This is a genomic window from Micromonospora sp. URMC 103, from assembly GCF_051386435.1.
Classification (GTDB): domain Bacteria; phylum Actinomycetota; class Actinomycetes; order Mycobacteriales; family Micromonosporaceae; genus Micromonospora.
The window spans coordinates 1,541,643-1,559,097 of record NZ_JBPQTR010000004.1 but is presented as its reverse complement, the minus strand read 5'-3'; the positions used below and the strand labels follow the sequence as shown (position 1 = coordinate 1,559,097).

12 protein-coding genes and 2 riboswitches are annotated in these 17,455 nt (G+C 70.6%); of the genes, 8 read left to right on the top strand and 4 right to left on the bottom strand.

Annotated elements, in window-relative coordinates; genetic code table 11:
* Nucleotides 1-3: 3 nt before the first annotated feature.
* Entirely contained in the window at nucleotides 4-447 is a 444-nt protein-coding gene (locus ACSNOA_RS10880; RefSeq protein WP_436657830.1) for an OsmC family protein, read from the bottom strand.
* Between the two features lie 10 nt (nucleotides 448-457).
* Complete coding sequence (locus ACSNOA_RS10875; protein WP_436657829.1) at nucleotides 458-1,060, bottom strand: histidine phosphatase family protein; 603 nt, start codon at nucleotides 1,058-1,060, stop codon at nucleotides 458-460.
* 76 nt (nucleotides 1,061-1,136) lie between these two features.
* Nucleotides 1,137-1,279, top strand: a riboswitch (cobalamin riboswitch).
* Between the two features lie 28 nt (nucleotides 1,280-1,307).
* On the opposite strand from ACSNOA_RS10875, the gene ACSNOA_RS10870 reads away from it, so the two are divergent.
* The 4 genes from ACSNOA_RS10870 to ACSNOA_RS10855 all read left to right on the top strand — a co-directional run bounded on the left by ACSNOA_RS10870 (nucleotide 1,308) and on the right by ACSNOA_RS10855 (nucleotide 6,279).
* Nucleotides 1,308-1,526 carry a CbtB domain-containing protein gene (locus ACSNOA_RS10870; protein WP_436657828.1) on the top strand — a complete coding sequence of 73 codons (219 nt, stop codon included), beginning with the start codon at nucleotides 1,308-1,310 and terminating at the stop codon, nucleotides 1,524-1,526.
* 15 nt (nucleotides 1,527-1,541) lie between these two features.
* On the top strand, nucleotides 1,542-2,291 hold the full coding sequence (locus tag ACSNOA_RS10865) for a CbtA family protein (RefSeq protein WP_436657827.1): 750 nt from the start codon (nucleotides 1,542-1,544) through the stop codon (nucleotides 2,289-2,291).
* 218 nt (nucleotides 2,292-2,509) lie between these two features.
* Nucleotides 2,510-2,719, top strand: a riboswitch (cobalamin riboswitch).
* A gap of 132 nt (nucleotides 2,720-2,851) precedes the next feature.
* Nucleotides 2,852-5,242, top strand: coding sequence for a ribonucleoside-diphosphate reductase subunit alpha (locus ACSNOA_RS10860; RefSeq protein ID WP_436657826.1), 2,391 nt, complete (start codon nucleotides 2,852-2,854; stop codon nucleotides 5,240-5,242).
* A gap of 41 nt (nucleotides 5,243-5,283) precedes the next feature.
* Entirely contained in the window at nucleotides 5,284-6,279 is a 996-nt protein-coding gene (locus ACSNOA_RS10855) for a ribonucleotide-diphosphate reductase subunit beta (protein WP_436658377.1), read from the top strand.
* Nucleotides 6,280-6,400: 121 nt separating this feature from the next.
* On the opposite strand, the gene ACSNOA_RS10850 is transcribed toward ACSNOA_RS10855, so the two are convergent.
* Together ACSNOA_RS10850 and ACSNOA_RS10845 are read right to left on the bottom strand one after the other, a co-directional pair.
* Nucleotides 6,401-9,388: a family 16 glycoside hydrolase gene (locus ACSNOA_RS10850; RefSeq protein WP_436657825.1), complete on the bottom strand. Its 2,988-nt coding sequence runs from the start codon at nucleotides 9,386-9,388 to the stop codon at nucleotides 6,401-6,403.
* A gap of 261 nt (nucleotides 9,389-9,649) precedes the next feature.
* The gene (locus ACSNOA_RS10845) at nucleotides 9,650-10,522 is read right to left on the bottom strand and encodes an alpha/beta fold hydrolase (protein WP_436657824.1); all 873 of its coding nucleotides are present in this window, start codon (nucleotides 10,520-10,522) and stop codon (nucleotides 9,650-9,652) included.
* 195 nt (nucleotides 10,523-10,717) lie between these two features.
* On the opposite strand from ACSNOA_RS10845, the gene ACSNOA_RS10840 reads away from it, so the two are divergent.
* The 4 genes from ACSNOA_RS10840 (at nucleotide 10,718) to ACSNOA_RS10825 (ending at nucleotide 17,453) form a co-directional block, all read left to right on the top strand.
* Nucleotides 10,718-11,920 carry an alpha/beta hydrolase family protein gene (locus tag ACSNOA_RS10840; RefSeq protein WP_436657823.1) on the top strand — a complete coding sequence of 401 codons (1,203 nt, stop codon included), beginning with the start codon at nucleotides 10,718-10,720 and terminating at the stop codon, nucleotides 11,918-11,920.
* A gap of 53 nt (nucleotides 11,921-11,973) precedes the next feature.
* Nucleotides 11,974-12,408 (top strand): DNA alkylation repair protein, encoded by a 435-nt coding sequence (locus tag ACSNOA_RS10835; RefSeq protein ID WP_436657822.1) that lies wholly within the window; start codon nucleotides 11,974-11,976, stop codon nucleotides 12,406-12,408.
* A 203-nt stretch (nucleotides 12,409-12,611) separates the two neighbouring features.
* Complete coding sequence (locus ACSNOA_RS10830) at nucleotides 12,612-14,615, top strand: NPCBM/NEW2 domain-containing protein (RefSeq protein WP_436657821.1); 2,004 nt, start codon at nucleotides 12,612-12,614, stop codon at nucleotides 14,613-14,615.
* Between the two features lie 294 nt (nucleotides 14,616-14,909).
* Complete coding sequence (locus ACSNOA_RS10825; RefSeq protein ID WP_436657820.1) at nucleotides 14,910-17,453, top strand: alpha-L-arabinofuranosidase C-terminal domain-containing protein; 2,544 nt, start codon at nucleotides 14,910-14,912, stop codon at nucleotides 17,451-17,453.
* Nucleotides 17,454-17,455 lie beyond the last annotated feature (2 nt).

The following is a 17,455-nucleotide window of genomic DNA, read 5'->3' as shown; positions in this document are numbered from 1 at the left end:
GTCTCAGTCCCCGTCGGGACCGGGGACCGCGACCGTCGAGACGGGCGTGCCGAGTTCCACGGTGCGGGAGACCGTGCAGAGCCGGTCGTGCGACTGCCGCAGCGAGCGGGGCAGCGCCTCGCGCGCCCGGTCGCCGTCCGCGCCCTCCGGGAACGTCACGTTGAAGGTGACCGTGAGGTTCTCCATCCGGTTCCCGCCGGCCTCGTCGCGGATCTTGTCGCCGGTGACCTGGACGGAGAATCCGGTCGGCTCGGCCCGGCGGCTGGTGATGAGGTCCACGTCCACCGCCGTGCAACCGCCGATGGCCGCCAGGAGCAGTTCCACCGGTGTGAAGCTGCCGTCCTCGCCCGTGCCCACCGTGATCGACCCGCCGCGGACGTTCCGCACGACGTACTGACCCACGCTGGTGCGCTCGATGTCCACCGAGCGGAAACTGTCCGCACTCATGACAGGAACGCTACCGCCTCCCGGTCCCCGACCGGCCGGCCACTCGGTCGACCGGGCCCGCCGTCGTCCGCAGCGTCCACCTGCCGGCGCCGCCGCGCAGGACGGTCGCGGTGAGCGGGGCGATGTCGATCCGCCAGAACGACGCGGGTGTGGCGTGGATCGCGTTCACGACGCAGGCGCGGACCACCATCGGATGGGTGACGGCGACGACCGTACGCGCCACGTCCGGCAGCCCGCGCAGCCACCTCGCGGTCCGGTCGAGCAGGTCGGTCAGGGACTCGCCGCCGTGCGGCGCGGCGGCCGGGTCGGTCAGCCACGCGGAGACGGCTTCCGGCTCGTCCGCGGCGACCTCGTCGAGCGTACGACCAGCCCAGCGGCCAAGGTCACCGTCGCGCAGTTCCTCGTCGAGGGTCGGCGTGAGCCCGAGCGCCGTGGCGGTCTGCACGCACCGCCGAGCCGGCCCGCAGCGCACCTCGTCGACCCGGGACAGCGCCCCGGCGAGGGCGGTCGCGTCGGCCAGCCCGTGCGCGTCGAGTGGCTCGTCCCGGGGGAAGGCGGCGGCGCGGGTGGCCGTGGTCGGTGCGTGGCTCACGAGGATCAGGCGACTGCTCACGCTGCCAACCTCCGGCTCGTCGGCGTCGTGCCGCAAGGCCGCGACCATCACAGGCTCTCGCGTTGACACCGTTCGTCGGCACCCCGTAGCGTGCGGGACACCAGCGTGACGGTGGAGGAAGCCGGTGGAATCCCGGCACGGTCGCGCCACTGTAACCGGGCCTCGGCAATGGAATCCGAGGCCGGAAGTCAGACCCTCCCCGTCACGGCACCCCACGATGGGACGCGTGATCCCGAGGAGGTCTGTCATGGCAGACGTCTCACTGCCCACTCCCGTTGCCGTTCCGGCGCCGGCCGCCGTTCCGCTCCGCCAGATCCTGCCCTGGGCGCTGTTCGGTGCGCTGCTCGCGGCCGTGTTGCTCTACTTCGTCGGCGTCGAGCAGGGCGTCCTCTCGGTCTTCGCCGGCGAGACGGTGCACGAGTTCGTCCACGATGGACGTCACCTGCTCGGTTTCCCCTGCCACTGAGCGGCGGGGCACCCCATGCTGTCCGCACGCTCGCTCCTCGTCCGGGGCATGCTCGTCGGGCTGGCCGCCGGCGTCGTCGCCTTCCTCTTCGCCTCCGTCTTCGGTGAGGGCCCGGTCGGGCAGGCCATCGACGTCGAAGCCGCCCACGCCGCCGCGCACACGCACACGCACGCTGGAGGCGGCGAGCACGAGCTGGTCAGTCGCACCGTGCAGAGCACGATCGGTCTGGCCACCGCCACCGTCGTCTACGGGGTGGCGCTCGGCGGCCTGTTCGCGCTCGCCTTCGCCGTGGCGTACGGCAGAATCGGTCGCTTCGGCGCCCGCGCCACGGCCGCGCTCGTGGGCCTCGGCGGTTTCGTGACCGTCGCGTTCGTGCCCTCGCTCAAGTACCCCGCCAATCCCCCGGCCACCGGCAACCCGGACACGCTCGGCCAACGCACCGGCCTGTTCTTCCTCATGATCGTCATCGCGGTCGCCGTGGGGTTGCTGGCCATCTCGTTCGGACGCTGGCTGTACCCGCGGTGGGGTGGCTGGAACGCCACCATCCTCGCCGCCGTCGCGTTCACCGTCGTGATCGCCGTGGTCCAGCTCGCCCTGCCGACGGTCAGCGAGGTGCCCGACGGGTTCCCCGCCCTCGTGCTCTGGAACTTCCGGCTCGCGTCACTCGGCACCCAGCTCGTCACGTGGGCCACCCTCGGGCTGCTCTTCGGCGCGTTGACCGAGCGACAGCTCCGCGTCCGTTCGGTGTTCACCCCGGCGGCGTGACGTCCTCGGTGGACACGACCACGACCACGCCCATCGGCTAGCGGTCCAGCGGGCACGGGCCGGTCTCGCGTTCCACGCGGGCCCAGGCCCGTGCCCGTTTCGTCTGCGCCAGCGTCCGTCAGGACGGCGCCAGCAACCCGACGCGCGCGACGACGTGAGTGATGCTGCCGACACGACGGCACACCATATGGTGTTGCTACTCCTCCGGCACACCCATATATGGTGTCCGTGCAGCTGGTTCGGCGACCGGTCCATCGGGAGTCGAGGCAACAGGGAACCCGGTGGGAATCCGGGACTGCCCCGCAGCGGTGAGTGGGAACGACCGCCGTCACGACAGCACTGGGCCGCGAGGTCTGGGAAGCGACGGCCAGTAGGCGACGTTCGTCAGGCCCACGAGTCCGAAGACCTGCCAGCGCGCCGCACGCGTCGCGTGCGGCGGTCGGAGGCCGCGCGGGACGGCCGACGCCAGGAGCCGGCCGGTCACGGCGGGCCGGCCGCGTACGGCCAATGGCGTCCTCCTGCGCGTTCATCGACCTCGGGGACAGGCGTGAGGAGGGGACATGACGGCGACGCAGGAACAGGCGGTGGCCGATGAGGCGGTGCCGGAGCAGCGTCGGCATGTGATGCAGGTCCGCAAGCGCAACGGCGACACCGAGCCGGTGGACGTCAACAAGATCGTCAGAGCGGTCGAGCGGTGGGTCGCCGACCTGGACGAGGTCGACCCGCTGCGGGTCGCCACGAAGACGATCAGCGGCCTGTACGACGGGGCGACCACCGCCGAGTTGGACAAGCTGTCGATTCAGACGGCGGCGGAGCTGATCGGCGAGGAGCCGCAGTACTCGAGGCTTGCGGCGCGGCTGCTGGCCGCGTACGTGGACAAGGAGGTCCGTGGGCAGGGCGTGGCGAGCTTCAGCCAGTCGATCGCGTACGCCCACGGGCTCGGACTGATCGGGGACGCGACCGCCGCGTTCGTGGCCCGCAACGCCCGCAAGCTCGACGACGCCGTCGACCCGGACGGCGATCTGCGGTTCGAGTATTTCGGCCTGCGGACGGTGGCCGACCGTTACCTGCTGCGGCATCCGGAGTCCCGCCTCGTGGTGGAGACGCCGCAGTACTGGTTGCTGCGGGTCGCCTGCGGGCTGTCGCAGACGCCGGGCGAGGCGATCGGCTTCTACCGGCTGATGTCCAGCCTGGCCTACCTGCCGAGTTCCCCGACCCTGTTCAACTCCGGGACCCGGCACACCCAGATGTCGTCGTGCTTCCTGGTCGACTCGCCGCGGGACGAGCTGGACTCGATCTACGAGCGTTACCACCAGGTCGCGAAGCTGTCGAAGTTCTCCGGCGGCATCGGCATCTCCTGGTCCCGGGTGCGCGGTCGGGGCGCGCTGATCCGCGGCACGAACGGCAGGTCGAACGGCATCGTGCCGTTCCTCAAGACCCTCGACGCCGGCGTGGCGGCGGTGAACCAGGGTGGCCGGCGCAAGGGCGCGGCCTGCGTCTACCTGGAGCCCTGGCACCCGGACATCGAGGAGTTCCTCGAACTGCGGGACAACACCGGTGAGGAGTCCCGGCGTACGCACAACCTCAACCTGGCGAACTGGATCCCCGACGAGTTCATGCGGCGGGTCGAGGCGGACGGCGACTGGTCGCTCATCGACCCGTCCGACGCGCCGGAGTTGCCCGACCTGTTCGGCGAGGCGTTCGACGAGGCGTACCGGGCGGCCGAGAAGAAGGCCGTCCGCACCGTCAAGGCGCGGGACCTGTACGGGCGCATGATGCGTACGCTCGCGCAGACCGGCAACGGGTGGATGACGTTCAAGGACGCCTCGAACCGGCTGTCCAACCAGACCGGCGCGCCGGGCAACACCATCCACCTGTCGAACCTGTGCACCGAGATCCTCGAGGTGAACGACGACACCGAGACCGCGGTCTGCAACCTCGGTTCCGTCAACCTCGGCGCCCACGTCACGGCCGACGGTGTGGACTGGGAGAAGCTGCGGGCGACGGTACGCACGGCGGTGGTGTTCCTCGACCGGGTCATCGACATCAACTACTACCCGTCGGCGCAGGCGGCGGCGTCGAACCCGCGCTGGCGGCCCGTCGGGCTCGGGTTGATGGGCCTCCAGGACGCCTTCTTCACCCTGCGGCTGCCGTTCGACTCCGCCCAGGCCCGGGAGCTGTCGACGCGTGTGCAGGAGGAGATCTTCCTGACCGCCCTGGAGACGTCGGTCGGGCTGGCCGAGCGGTTCGGCCCGCACCCCGCGTACGCCGAGACCCGCGCCGCGAGGGGCGACCTGCACCCGGACCTGTGGGGCGCCGACACCACCCAGGTCGAGCGGTGGGCCGCGCTGCGGTCGGCGATCGCCGCCCACGGCCTGCGGAACTCCCTGCTCGTCGCCATCGCCCCGACCGCCACGATCGCCTCGATCGCCGGTTGCTACGAGTGCATCGAGCCGCAGGTGTCCAACCTGTTCAAGCGCGAGACCATGTCCGGCGAGTTCCTCCAGGTCAACACGTACCTGGTGCGGGAGCTGAAGGCGCGCAGGCTGTGGACGCCGGCGGTGCGGGAGCAGATCAAGCGCGCCGAGGGCTCGGTGCAGGGCATCACCGACCTGCCCGCCGACGTACGGGAGCTGTTCCGCACCGCGTGGGAGCTGCCGCAGCGGGCGCTGATCGACCTCGCTGCCGCCCGTGCCCCGTTCGTCGACCAGTCGCAGTCGCTGAACCTTTTCCTGAGTGCGCCGACCATCGGCAAGCTCTCCTCGATGTACCTCTACGCCTGGAAGTCCGGGCTCAAGACCACCTACTATCTGCGGTCGCGTCCCGCGACCCGCATCCAGCAGGCCACCGTCGCCGTCACCCCGGCGGTCAAGCCGCTCGTCGCGGTGAGCGACGACGAGGCGCTGGCCTGCTCCCTGGAGAACCCCGAGAGCTGCGAGGCCTGCCAGTGACCGCCACTCCCGACACCCGCACCAGCACCGGTGAGCGGCACATGCTGCTCGACCCCGGAATGGACCTGACGCTGCGGCCGATGCGCTACCCGCAGTTCTTCGACCGGTTCAAGGACGCCATCAAGAACACCTGGACCGTCGAGGAGGTCGACCTGCACTCCGACCTCGCCGACCTGGCCCGGCTGTCGCCGGCGGAGCAGCACCTCGTGTCCCGCCTCGTGGCGTTCTTCGCCACCGGCGACACCATCGTCGCGAACAACCTCGTGCTCAACCTCTACCAGCACGTCAACTCCCCGGAGGGCCGGCTCTACCTGTCCCGGCAGCTCTTCGAGGAGGCCGTGCACGTCCAGTTCTACCTGAACCTGCTCGACACGTACGTCCCGAACGAGAAGGAGCGGTTCGAGGCGTTCGCGGCGGTGGAGAACATCCCGTCGATCGCCCGCAAGGCCGAGTTCTGCTTCAAGTGGATCGACTCCGTCTTCGCGCTGCGGGAACTCCGGACCCGCGAGGACCGGCGGGCGTTCCTGCTCAACCTCATCTGCTTCGCTGCCTGCATCGAGGGGCTGTTCTTCTACGGCGCCTTCGCGTACGTGTACTTCCTGCGCTCCCGGGGCGTGCTGCACGGCCTCGCCTCCGGCACCAACTGGGTGTTCCGCGACGAGTCCATGCACATGGCCTTCGCCTTCGACGTGGTCGACACGGTGCGTGCCGAGGAGCCGGACCTGTTCGACGCCGACATGGCGGCGCAGGTCAGGGACATGCTGGCCGAGGCCGTGGAGTGCGAGGTCCAGTTCGCCGCCGACCTGCTGGAGCAGGGCGTCTCCGGTATGTCACTGGCGGACATGCGCGAGTATCTCCAGCACGTCGCCGACCGGCGCCTGGCCATGCTCGGCATCGAGCCGATGTACGGCAGCCGCAACCCGTTCGCGTTCATGGAGCTCCAGGACGTCCAGGAACTGTCGAACTTCTTCGAGCGGCGGGTGTCGGCCTACCAGGTCGGCGTGACGGGCTCGGTGAGCTTCGACGACGACTTCTGACCGGCGCGGCTCGGGCTGCCGTCAGGGCACCCTGATCGCCTGACCCGCGCCACCTCGGCCCGATGCGGGCGGCCGGACACCAACCGGTGCCGGCCGCCCGCGTTCTCGTCGCCGTGGGGCGCTACAGGTCGAGCGGCTCGACCCAGATGTTGCGGTACTGGACCGGGTTGCCGTGGTCCTGCAACCGGATCGCGCCCGTCGCGGGGCCCTCGGGCCGGCTGCCGCCGGTCGGGCCGAGGATCTCGACGTCGTCCTGCACGGTGACGCCGTTCCACACCACCGTCACGCGCGGGTTCTCGACCTTGTTGCCGGCCGCGTCGTAGCGGGCCTGCCGGTAGACGATGTCGTACGTCTGCCACGTCTGCGGCGGCCGCGCCGCGTTCACGTCGGGGGCCTTCTGGTTGTAGATGGCTGCGGCGTCATTGGCCTGCGGTGGGTCGATCCCGAACGAGTCGAGCACCTGGATCTCGTAGCGGTCCTGGAGGTACACGCCGCTGTTGGCGCGGGCCTGACCCGTCACGTCGGGCGGGTACAGGGGGAGGTTGAACTCCACGTGCAGGCGGAAGTCGCCGAACGCCTGAACCGTGCGCAGGTCTCCGTTGCGTACGGTCATGGCACCGTCGGCGACGGCCCACTCGGGCTCGCGCCCGTCGGTGTGCTGCCACTCGGTGAGCTCGCCGCCGTCAAACAGGGTGATGCGCGCGCCGTGCGGCCGGACGGCGAGCACGTCCAGGTTCACGTGCCCCGAGTCGGCGGCCTCCTTGCGGTACTCGACGATGTTGCGACCCTTGTTCAAGGACACCGTGGTGGTGACGGTGCCCCACTCCTCCCAGGTCACCGTCGAGGGGAAGACCGTCTGCTCCACCCGTCGACCGTTGACGTACAGGCTCAGTTGCTTCTCACCTGAGTAGGGGTTCGGCCCGTTGCTGTAGCGCATCGCCAGGTCGTACGACCCGCTCTCGCGGACGTCGACGGAGATCCTGGTCGACGAGCCGTCGTCGGCGAACCCGGCGGCGAAGCCGGCACCGGAGTAGGCGGCGTGGTCGGTGGCCATGCCGACGCCGACGGTCCGGCCCTCCTCGGCCTCGAAGAAGGTCTGCGGCTGCACCACGCGCCCCGGGATCTCGTTGAGCGTGTACCAGGCCTCAGTGTTCCACAGCTCCTCGCCGTCGGCCGAAGTGAACGGGCGCGGGGAGCGTACGTGCACCACGCGGTTCTCCTTCAACCCCGGGATCTTGAGCTTGACGGTGCGGCGGTCGGCCGACAGCTCCGCCTTGGCGACCGGGAGGGTCTCCAGGTCGAGCTTGGGGCCGCCGTACTGGCTCGTCGCGCCGTACCGCCACTGCGTCACCTGGTACGCGTCGGCGAGGTCCTGAGCGGTCTCGGCCGACAGCGGCTCGGTGTACTCCAGCTCGAACCCGACGTGCGACGCGCGCATCCTCTTGACCTCGAACACCGACGTCCCGTTGGGGGTGAGCTTCTGCAGGCCGTACGTGAGCTTGCCCTCCTGGCCCCAGTTGCCGCCCGCGCCCAGGCCTCCCACGTAGATCGCGCCGTCCGGGCCGAGGGCCACCTCGTTGATGCCGGACTCCAGGCCCTGCGTGTGCCGGAACACCGCGCCCTGGTACTGCCCCTCGATCTTCTCGAGGAAGACGCGCTGCAGGCCGCCGTACGTGACGTCGCCGACGACCAGCTGCCCGGCGTACGGCCCCTTCTTGAGCAGCACCGGCGTGGACGGCGAGTTGCCGATCTCGTTCTGCGGGAGCCAGACGATCGGCCGGGTCACCGGGTTGTCGTCGAAGGGGCCCGCGGGCGTCGTGTAGTGGTTGTAGAACGCGCCCTCGGAGATCGCCACGAGCTTGGACGCGGGAAGCCATCCGCCCTGGTTGTCGGTGACGAGGACCTCGCCTTGCGGCCCCCACCCGATCCCGTTCGGCGTACGCAGACCGCCGGCCACGTAGGTGATCTCGCCGGTCCGCGCGTTCACCTTGATCGAGGTGCCCCGGTTCGGCGCCGGCTGGGGCACGGTGGTGGCGCCGCCCAGGTTGATGGCCACCGAGAGGTTGAGGTGGAAGTACCCGTCGCGGTAGAGCAGGCCGAACGCGAACTCGTGGAAGTTCTGGCCCCACGGCCACGTCGCGATCGTGTCGTAGTCGTCGGCGGTGCCGTCGCCGTCGGTGTCGCGCAGGGCCGTCAGCTCGTGTTTCTGGCTGACGTAGACGGTGCCGTCGACGACGGCGAGGCCCTGGGGCTCGCGCAGTCCCTGCGCGAACCGGCGGTAGGTCACCTGCTGGGGGCCGGTCGTCCCGGTGACGCCCTCGACCAGGTAGACCTCGCCGGTGGCGTTGTCCGTGCCGCCCCACGTCGAGATCGCCAAATCGCCGTCGGGCATGAAGCCCATGCCGGTGACCTGGGGCTCGAAGCCGTCGGGACGCAGGTCGGTGAGCGTGTAGCCCGGGTGCACCCGGTCGAGCGGCAGACCGTCGCCGGCCGAGTCGGTGGCGCCTTCGCAGTACTTCCAACCGGGTGCGGTGACCCGCACGACGCCGGCGTCGGTGCTCAGCGCGGAGGCCGGCACGAGTGCGAAGTCGTCGGCGCCGGAGACGCGCCATTCGAGCCGCAGCACCTGGCCACCGCCGTTGTCGAAGAACTCGACGAGCAGCGGATGCAGACCGGCGGTCAGCGTGACCGTCCCGTCCTTCGAGGTCTCGCCGTGCAGGCCGTCGTGGTCGACGACGAGCCGGTCGTCGATCGTCAGTCGCGAACCGTCGTCGCTCGTGAGCCGGAACGTGTAGTCACCGTCGGCCGGGACCGTGAGGTTGGCGATGGCATGGCTGATGAACCGGTCGGACAGGCCGAACTCGTCGGTTGCGGTCCAGTTGATCTGAGGCATGAGCTTGTCGACGTTCGGCGTCTGCGCCGGCTTGAGGGTGCACAGCGCCGACAGCGGGACGCCCATGTCGTACGAGCGAAGGGTCACGCCCGGTTCCTGTGGCGGGACGTCGGCGGCCGGGGCCGCGGTGGCAGGGGCGGCGGCGAGCAGGGTCGCCAGGGCGGCACCTGCGGCCGTCAGCACGGCTCGCCGGCGCCGCCGGTTCGGTGCGGGCATTCGTCCTCCCGGGTGGGTGCGATTCCGGCCAGGAAGGAGCCGTGCCACTTTCTCTCCCCGGGCCGGTAGTACGGTCTCACGTCGCGAAAGATTGATCGGTGACACTATCACTTCAGATCGATATAGCGGAACCTTTGAATATTCAAGCGAAAGACGGCCCCTCGCCGCGCCGGAACCGGGCCCGAACCGGCCGACCACACGGCGAAGGGTGGGCACCGGAGGCCGGTGCCCACCCTTGCGCGGCGAGTCGCTCGTCGGGTGTCAGTTGCCGCCGTCGAGGACCTCGCGCAGCTTCCGCGCGAACGCTTCCGGCTGGCCGGGGTATCCGGACTCGGCGCCGAGGAAGCCGCCGTGGTGGCTGGGGAAGACGGTGGCCTTCTGGCCGAGCGCTTCGGCGGTGGCCACGGCGGTGCGTCCGGTGAAGATGTCCGCGGACTCCTCCCCTACGGCGATCACGATGCGGGTGGGCGCCGCGGCCAGCGCGTCCAGGTCGGGTCGGTAGCTGCTGACCGCCCACGACCGGTCCGACAGCAGCGGGTCGTCACGAGAGCCGTCGTCGTCGCCGGGCATCCCGAACTGACCCGGATCCGGCGCCGGCCGGGCGAAGTAGTCGTCGGTGAACTCACCCCGCCACGACGTCATGGCGATGAAGGCCGCCATGCCGGCATGGAAACCCTTCGCCTCGTAGACCTCGCGGAAGCCGGCCCGTGCGCGCTCGGCGGCTTCGGCGTCGGGGAGCACGGAGATGAGTGGTGGCTCGTGGGCCACCAGCGTGGTCACGTCGTTCGGGTACGCCGCCACCAGCGCCAGCGCGGTCACCGCCCCGCCACTGCTGGCGAACATGTCGACCGGCCCGAGGCCCAGCGCCTCGATGACGGCGTGGACGTCGGCGGCCTGGACGGTGGGCGTGTGGTCGACTCGGCCGTCGTTCCGACGGCTGCGGCCCAGGCCGCGTGGGTCGTAGGTGATCACCGTGCGGTCGGTGAAGTGCGGGACCAACGCCGCGAAACCACCGGCGTCCATCGGTTGGCCGATCAGGAACAGTGGTCGACGTCCGTCGGCGGTGGTCAGCGGGTCGTGCACGTCGTAGACGATTTCGGCCTCGGCGGTCTCCAGCGTGTGGGTGTGCGTCATGACGGTGTCGACTCCCCTCGGGGCGGAAACTCATCGGTCCTCGCGGCCGCAGTTGTCGCCGAACGCAGCGTCCACGTCGCACAACATGTTACTACCCGAGAATATACTTTCGACGTATACTCTCGACGTATAGTCAACGTCCACACCGGATGAGACGGACTGCGAGTCACTGCCGGACAGACCCAGGGAGGGCCCATGACCACTGAAGCATTCATCGGTCGAGGACGAATGACGCGTCGTCGCGTCCTCGGGGCCGCGCTGGCAGCCGGGGTCGCCGTGCCCATCGGCGTCGGAAGCCAGGCACGGGCCGCCGTGGCGACGTCGGCCCCGGTGCGGCCCACCCTGCCCCCGCCCACCGGGCCGTTCCCGGTCGGCAAGGTATCGCTGCATCTCGTCGACAGGTCACGGCCGGATCCCATAGCCGGCCCGGGGCGTCACCGCGAGCTGATGGCCGACGTCTGGTACCCGGCCCGGAACGTGTGGCGGTATCCGCTGGCGCGGTGGATGCCGGCCGCTCCGCTGCGCGCGCTCCTCGCGTCCGCCGGGTTCGATGCCGACGCCGCAGTCGCGCCGCTCACGGCCGGGCACGAGGGCGCGCCGGTGCGGCACACCGGCGAACGGTTGCCTGTGGTCGTGTTCTCGCACGGCGCGCACGATCACCGTTCCGACACGACGATCGTGGTCCAGGAGCTCGCCAGCCACGGGTACGCAGTGGTCACCGTGGACCACACGCACGACGCGTTCGGCGAGTTCCCCGACGGGCGGCTCATCGTCCCCGTGGAGGACCCGGCGCTGACACCCTGGGACTTCGCCCGCGACATCCGGTTCGTGCTCGACCGCGTCGCCGACCTCGCCGCCGGGTGCAATCCCGACGCGGACCACCGGCCGCTGCCCGCCGGCCTCGGCGCGGCGCTCGACCTGCGTCGCATCGGCATGTTCGGTTGGTCGAAGGGCGCGACGGCGACGGCCCTCGTCATGAGCGAGGACCGGCGGGTCCGCGCCGGGCTCAGCTTCGACGGCCCGATGCAGTGCCAGCCGCCGATCACCGCCGACCTGGACCGGCCGTTCATGCTGATGACCGCGTCGTTCACGCGGGCCGCGGAGCCGAGTGTCGCCGAGTTCTGGTCGCACCTGCGCGGATGGCGGCTCAACGTCCAGGCCGACGGCGCGGTGCACTCGTCGTACTGCGACCAGCAGTGGCTGATCCCCCAACTCGCGGAAGCCGTCGGGCTGAGCGACGAGGAACTCGAGGGCATGATCGGCACCCTCGATCCCGCCCGGGCGGTACGGATCCAGCAGGCGTACCCCCTCGCGTTCTTCGACCTGCACCTGCGGCGGCGGGGGCACCTGCTCGACGGCCCGAGCCGGCGCTTTCCCGAGGTCACGTTCCTTCGCTGAGGGGGCCGGCTTCCGTCGTACGCTGCATCGCAGGTGAGGGGTGGGAGGCTGAGGTGGCCGGGACGACGCTGAGCGGCACGACGGTGGCCGAGGTGATGGCCGAGGACGCCGAGGAGCTGCGCGTGGCCTGGTCGGCCGACCCGGATCCGGTGGTCGCGAGCGCCGGTTGGGCGTTGACGACCGAACGCGTGGCGAGGAAGCCCGCGGGTCTCGACCTTTCGAGCCTGCTCGACGTGATCGAGGCGGAGCTGAGGGACGCCCCGGACCGCCTCCAGTGGGCCATGAACCACTGCCTGGCCCAGATCGGGATCGCGCACGCCGAGCACCGCGCCCGTGCCATCGCCATCGGGGAGCGCCTGGAGGTCCTCAAGGACTACCCGACGCCCGCGGGCTGCACGTCGCCGTTCGCGCCCGTCTGGATCACCGAGGTGGTGCGCCGACAGGACGGCGGGCCGCGCCCCGGCGAGGCTGATGACGCAGAGGCATGAACATGCCTCTGCGTCATGGCCGTCCATCGTGCTGCCGATCCGGCGGTGACCTCAGGTGACGACGGCTCTCCGGCCCCGGCCAGGTGGCGGCACGGCGGCGCCGGCAGATCCAACACGATCGCACACTTCTTGACCCAATCGCTCAGGCGCATCTATGGTCGCGGATGAATCTGACTCGCACCCGCCGCCCTTCTGGAGCCGCCATGCGAACAGTCATCACCGCCCTCGCCCTCGCCCTCGCCGTTCCGGCGGCCGCCGCGACGCCGTCGCAGGGAGCGCCTCCACCGCCGGAGGCGCCGCCCTCGCAGAGGACGTCCGCGCCGGCCGCGTCGGAGCTGGCGCGGACACCGCCTCTCGGCTGGAACAGCTGGAACACGTTCGGCTGCGACATCAACGAGAAGTTGATCCGCGACACCGCGGACGCGATCGTCTCCTCGGGGATGGCGGCCGCCGGCTACGAGTACGTCAACATCGACGACTGCTGGGCCGAGAAGGAGCGCGACCCCGTCACGGGCACGTACGTCGCCCACCACGAACGGTTCCCGAGCGGCATCAAGGCGCTGGCGGACTACGTGCACGCCAAGGGCCTCAAGCTCGGCATCTACACCAGCGCCGGCACCGAGACCTGCGCGCGGACCATGCCGGGCAGCCTCGGTCACGAGGACCTCGACGCGCAGACGTTCGCGGACTGGGGTGTCGACTACCTCAAGTACGACAACTGCAACAACCAGGGTGTGCCCGCGCAGGAGCGCTACCAGGCGATGGGTGACGCGCTGCGGAAGACCGGCCGGCCGATCGTCTACAGCATCTGCGAGTGGGGCGAGAACGACCCGTGGCTGTGGGGCGACTCGGTCGGTGGCGACCTCTGGCGCACCACCGGCGACATCACCGACTCCTGGTCGAGCGTGATGTCGATCCTCGACCAGCAGGTCGGTCTGGAGGCGTACTCGGGGCCGAGCGCCTGGAACGACCCGGACATGCTCGAGGTCGGCAATCCCGGCCTGACCCAGGGCGAGAGCCGCGCCCACATGAGCCTGTGGGCGCTGCTGAACGCGCCGCTCATCGCGGGCAACGACGTGCGCTCGATGCCGGCGTGGGCGCGCAACCAGCTCACCGACCCGGACGTGCTCGCGGTCAACCAGGACTGGAGCGGGCGACAGGGCGCGAAGCTGCGCGACGACGGCGACAGCGAGGTCTGGACCAAGCGGATGTCGGACGGCTCGGCCGCCGTCGTCCTGCTCAACCGGGCCTCCGCGCCGGCCATGATCGGCACCACGGCGACCGAACTCGGGCTGCCGCGCTCCGCCACCGGCTACCGGGTGCGGGACCTCTGGACCGACACCACGTCGGCCTCGGGCGGCAGGGTGCGCGCCCAGGTCCCCGGCCACGGCGCGGTCATGGTTCGCGTCAGCGCCGGCCGCACCGCCGGGCTGCCACCGATGGTCGCCGTCGACGTGACGCCGGCCCAGCCGTACGTCGAGGGCAGCGAGGCGAACACGGTCACGGTGACGGTCCACAACGACGGTACGACGGCCGTGACGAGGGCGCGGTTGGCCCTCGCGGCTCCGGTTGACTGGACCGTGACGGCCATCGGGCCGACGCAGCTCGGCGCGATTGCTCCCGGTCGGACCGGCACGGCGGCCTGGCGGCTGAGCGCGGACCGGCCCGACCTTGGTCCCGTGAACCTGACGGCGAGCGCCAGCTGGGTCTGGCGCAACCGGGTGTACGGCGGCAGCGCGGCGGGACAGTTCACGGTGGCGCCGCCGGCCCCGGCCGGTACGTCGTACCTGTCGGACCTCACCTGGCTGTACGCGGAGAACGGCTGGGGGCCGGTCGAGAGGGACCTCAGCAACGGCGAGACGGCCGCCGGGGACGGTGAGCCGTTGACGATCGCCGGCACCGTCCACGCGAAGGGCCTCGGCAGCCACGCCCCGAGCAGGATCGGGTACTTCCTCGACTCACGGTGCAGCCGGTTCACGGTGACGGTCGGGATCGACGACGAGGTCGGCGACCGGGGCCGGGTCCGGTTCGAGGTGTGGGGCGACGGCGTCAACCTCGCGACCGCCGAGGCCACCGGGTCGGGCGCCGGTGTGCCGCTCGACGTCGCGGTGAGCGGGGTGGACGTCGTGGAGCTGCGGACCGATCCGGTCGACGGGCAGAACTACGACCACGCCGACTGGGCGACACCCGTGATCACCTGCGCCTGACCGTTTTCCCTGATCGCCGGTACCGACGGCCGGCCTCGCATCCGCGACGCGCCGTCGGTGCCGGCGTTCCCGTCCCCGGCGACGGCGGCGCGTCACGCCTGAACGTTAACAACCACGCTTGCCGGTCCTCCCCCATCGCCGTGCGGGTGCCGCCATCGTCGCAGCTCCAGATATTGACATCAGTGAACGTGGTGCATATGTTGGCGCTCGTTCGCGAGATGTTAACGCTCACTCGGCGTTCCGGACGCTCCCTCCCGCACCGCCGCACGCCCACGACAGGGAGGCTCATCCCCCATGCGCACCCACCGCCTCGTAGCGGCCCTGGTCACCGGACTCGTCGGGACGGCGCTGCCCCCCGGCGTCCCCGCTCTCGCCGCCGGGACGCCGGCAGCCCTCGACTACACGATCACCGTCGACCCGAAGCGCAGCGGCCCCGCCATCGACCCGGACATGTACGGGGTCTTCTTCGAGGACATCAACCGGGCCGCCGACGGCGGGCTCTACGCCGAGCTGGTCCAGAACCGCTCCTTCGAGTACCTCCCGGTCGACAACCGTGCGTACACGGGCCTCACGTCGTGGAGCGCGGTCGCCACCCCCGGCGGGAGCGGCAGCATCGCCACGGCCGACGACGACGCCCGGCTCAACGAGCGCAACCGCACCTACCTCACGGTGACGCTCACCAACGCCGAGGGCGGCACCTACGGCGTGCTGAACTCCGGCTACAACACCGGCATCGCCCTCCAGGCCGGCAAGACGTACGACTTCTCGGTCTGGGCCCGCACCGACGCGACCGGCGGCACGCCCCTCACCGTGACCCTGCGCGACCAGGCCGGCGCGACGACCTACGCCGAGCCGCTCCGGCTCGCGGTCCAGGGCGACACCTGGCGCCGGTACAGCGGCACGTTCGTGGCCACCGCCACGACGGACGCCGCCCGCCTCGCCGTGCAGGCCGGGGGCACCGGCACCCTGCGCCTCGACATGGTCTCCCTCTTCCCCCGGGACACCTTCAAGGGCCGTCCCAACGGCCTGCGCCGGGATCTCGCCGAGAAGATCGCCGCGCTCGAACCCCGCTTCATCCGCTTCCCGGGCGGCTGCCTCGTCAACACCGGCAGCATGTACGGCTACACGGCCGAGGACGGCTGGCAGCGCGCCCGGTCGTACCAGTGGAAGGACACCATCGGGCCGGTCGAGGAGCGGGCCACCAACGCGAACTTCTGGGGCTACAACCAGTCCTACGGCCTCGGCTACTACGAGTACTTCCAGTTCGCCGAGGACCTCGGCGCCAAGCCGGTGCCCGTCGTGCCGGCGCTCGTCACCGGCTGCGGCCAGAACCGGGCCGTCGACGACGACGCCCTGCTGCGACGGCACATCCAGGACACCCTCGACCTCATCGAGTTCGCCAACGGCCCGGTGACCTCGACCTGGGGGGCCAAGCGCGCGGCCATGGGCCACCCGAGGCCGTTCGGCCTCGACCGGCTCGAGGTCGGCAACGAGGAGAACCTGCCGGACGCCTTCATGACGCGGTTCGTGCAGTTCCGCGACGCCATCAAGGCGAGGTACCCGGCCGTCACCGTCATCAGCAACTCCGGCCCGGACGACATCGGGAACACCTTCGACCGGGCGTGGGAGCTGAACCGCGCCAACGGCGTGGAGATGGTCGACGAGCACTACTACAACAGCCCGAGCTGGTTCCTCCAGAACAACAGGCGCTACGACAGCTACGACCGCAACGGCCCGAAGGTGTGGCTGGGCGAGTACGCGTCGCAGGACAACAAGCTGTCCAACGCGCTCGCCGAGGCCGCGTACATGACCGGGCTGGAGCGCAACGCCGACGTGGTGACGATGGCGTCCTACGCTCCCCTGCTCGCCAACATCGACTACGTCCAGTGGCGGCCGGACCTGATCTGGTTCGACAACGACCAGTCGTGGGGCTCGGCGAACTACGAGGTGCAGAAGCTGTTCATGAACAACGTCGGTGACCGGGTCGTGCCGAGCACCGCCACCGGAGCCGTACGGACCCCGCAGCCGGTCACCGGAGCGGTCGGCCTGTCCACGTGGCGGACCGCCGCCCGGTACGACGACGTGGCGGTGACGTCCGCCGACGGCGCCGAGCTGTTCCGCGACGACTTCTCCGCCGGCGCCGACCGGTGGACGCCCATCGCGGGCCGCGGGTCGTGGTCGGTGGTGGACGGCGCCTACGTCCAGTCCGACACCACGGCCGAGGACACGATGGTCGAGGCCGGCGACGAGAACTGGCGCGACTACGACCTGAACGTCAAGGCGACGAAGCTCTCCGGCGCCGAGGGTTTCCTCGTCGGCTTCGGCGTCAAGGACACCGGCAACTACTACTGGTGGAACCTCGGCGGCTGGAACAACACGCAGGGCGCGGTGGAGAAGGCCGTCGACGGCGGCAAGACCACGCTGATCGCCAAGCCCAACTCCATCGAGACGGGCCGCACCTACGACATCACCGTCCAGATCCGCGGCACGAGGGTCACCCTGCTGCTCGACGGGCAGGTGTGGGGCAGCTTCGACGACAACGCCGTCACCGAGCCCTTCGCCCAGGTCGTCACCCGCGACGTGGCCGCCCGGCAGCTCATCGTCAAGGTGGTCAACGCCCAGGACGCCCCGGCCCGCACCAGGATCGACCTGGGCGCCGGCGTCCGGGTCGCCAACCGGGCGCAGATGACCGTCATCACCGGTGACCCGGAGCAGCTCAACACCCGCACGGCGCAGCCGATCAAGCCGGTGACCAGCACGATCAAGGGTGTGGCGCCCACCTTCACCCGGACCTTCCCTCCGCACTCGGTGACCTTCATCCGCGTCCAGACCCGATAGGA

Bases quoted from the DNA above. Each gene is read 5' to 3' on its own strand.
- ACSNOA_RS10880 (WP_436657830.1), bottom strand. From the start codon at position 447: ATGAGTGCGGACAGTTTCCGCTCGGTGGACATCGAGCGCACCAGCGTG.
- ACSNOA_RS10870 (WP_436657828.1), top strand. From the start codon at position 1,308: ATGGCAGACGTCTCACTGCCCACTCCCGTTGCCGTTCCGGCGCCGGCC.
- ACSNOA_RS10865 (WP_436657827.1), top strand. From the start codon at position 1,542: ATGCTGTCCGCACGCTCGCTCCTCGTCCGGGGCATGCTCGTCGGGCTG.
- ACSNOA_RS10860 (WP_436657826.1), top strand. From the start codon at position 2,852: ATGACGGCGACGCAGGAACAGGCGGTGGCCGATGAGGCGGTGCCGGAG.
- ACSNOA_RS10855 (WP_436658377.1), top strand. From the start codon at position 5,284: ATGCTGCTCGACCCCGGAATGGACCTGACGCTGCGGCCGATGCGCTAC.
- ACSNOA_RS10850 (WP_436657825.1), bottom strand. From the start codon at position 9,388: ATGCCCGCACCGAACCGGCGGCGCCGGCGAGCCGTGCTGACGGCCGCA.
- ACSNOA_RS10845 (WP_436657824.1), bottom strand. From the start codon at position 10,522: ATGACGCACACCCACACGCTGGAGACCGCCGAGGCCGAAATCGTCTAC.
- ACSNOA_RS10840 (WP_436657823.1), top strand. From the start codon at position 10,718: ATGACCACTGAAGCATTCATCGGTCGAGGACGAATGACGCGTCGTCGC.
- ACSNOA_RS10830 (WP_436657821.1), top strand. From the start codon at position 12,612: ATGCGAACAGTCATCACCGCCCTCGCCCTCGCCCTCGCCGTTCCGGCG.
- ACSNOA_RS10825 (WP_436657820.1), top strand. From the start codon at position 14,910: ATGCGCACCCACCGCCTCGTAGCGGCCCTGGTCACCGGACTCGTCGGG.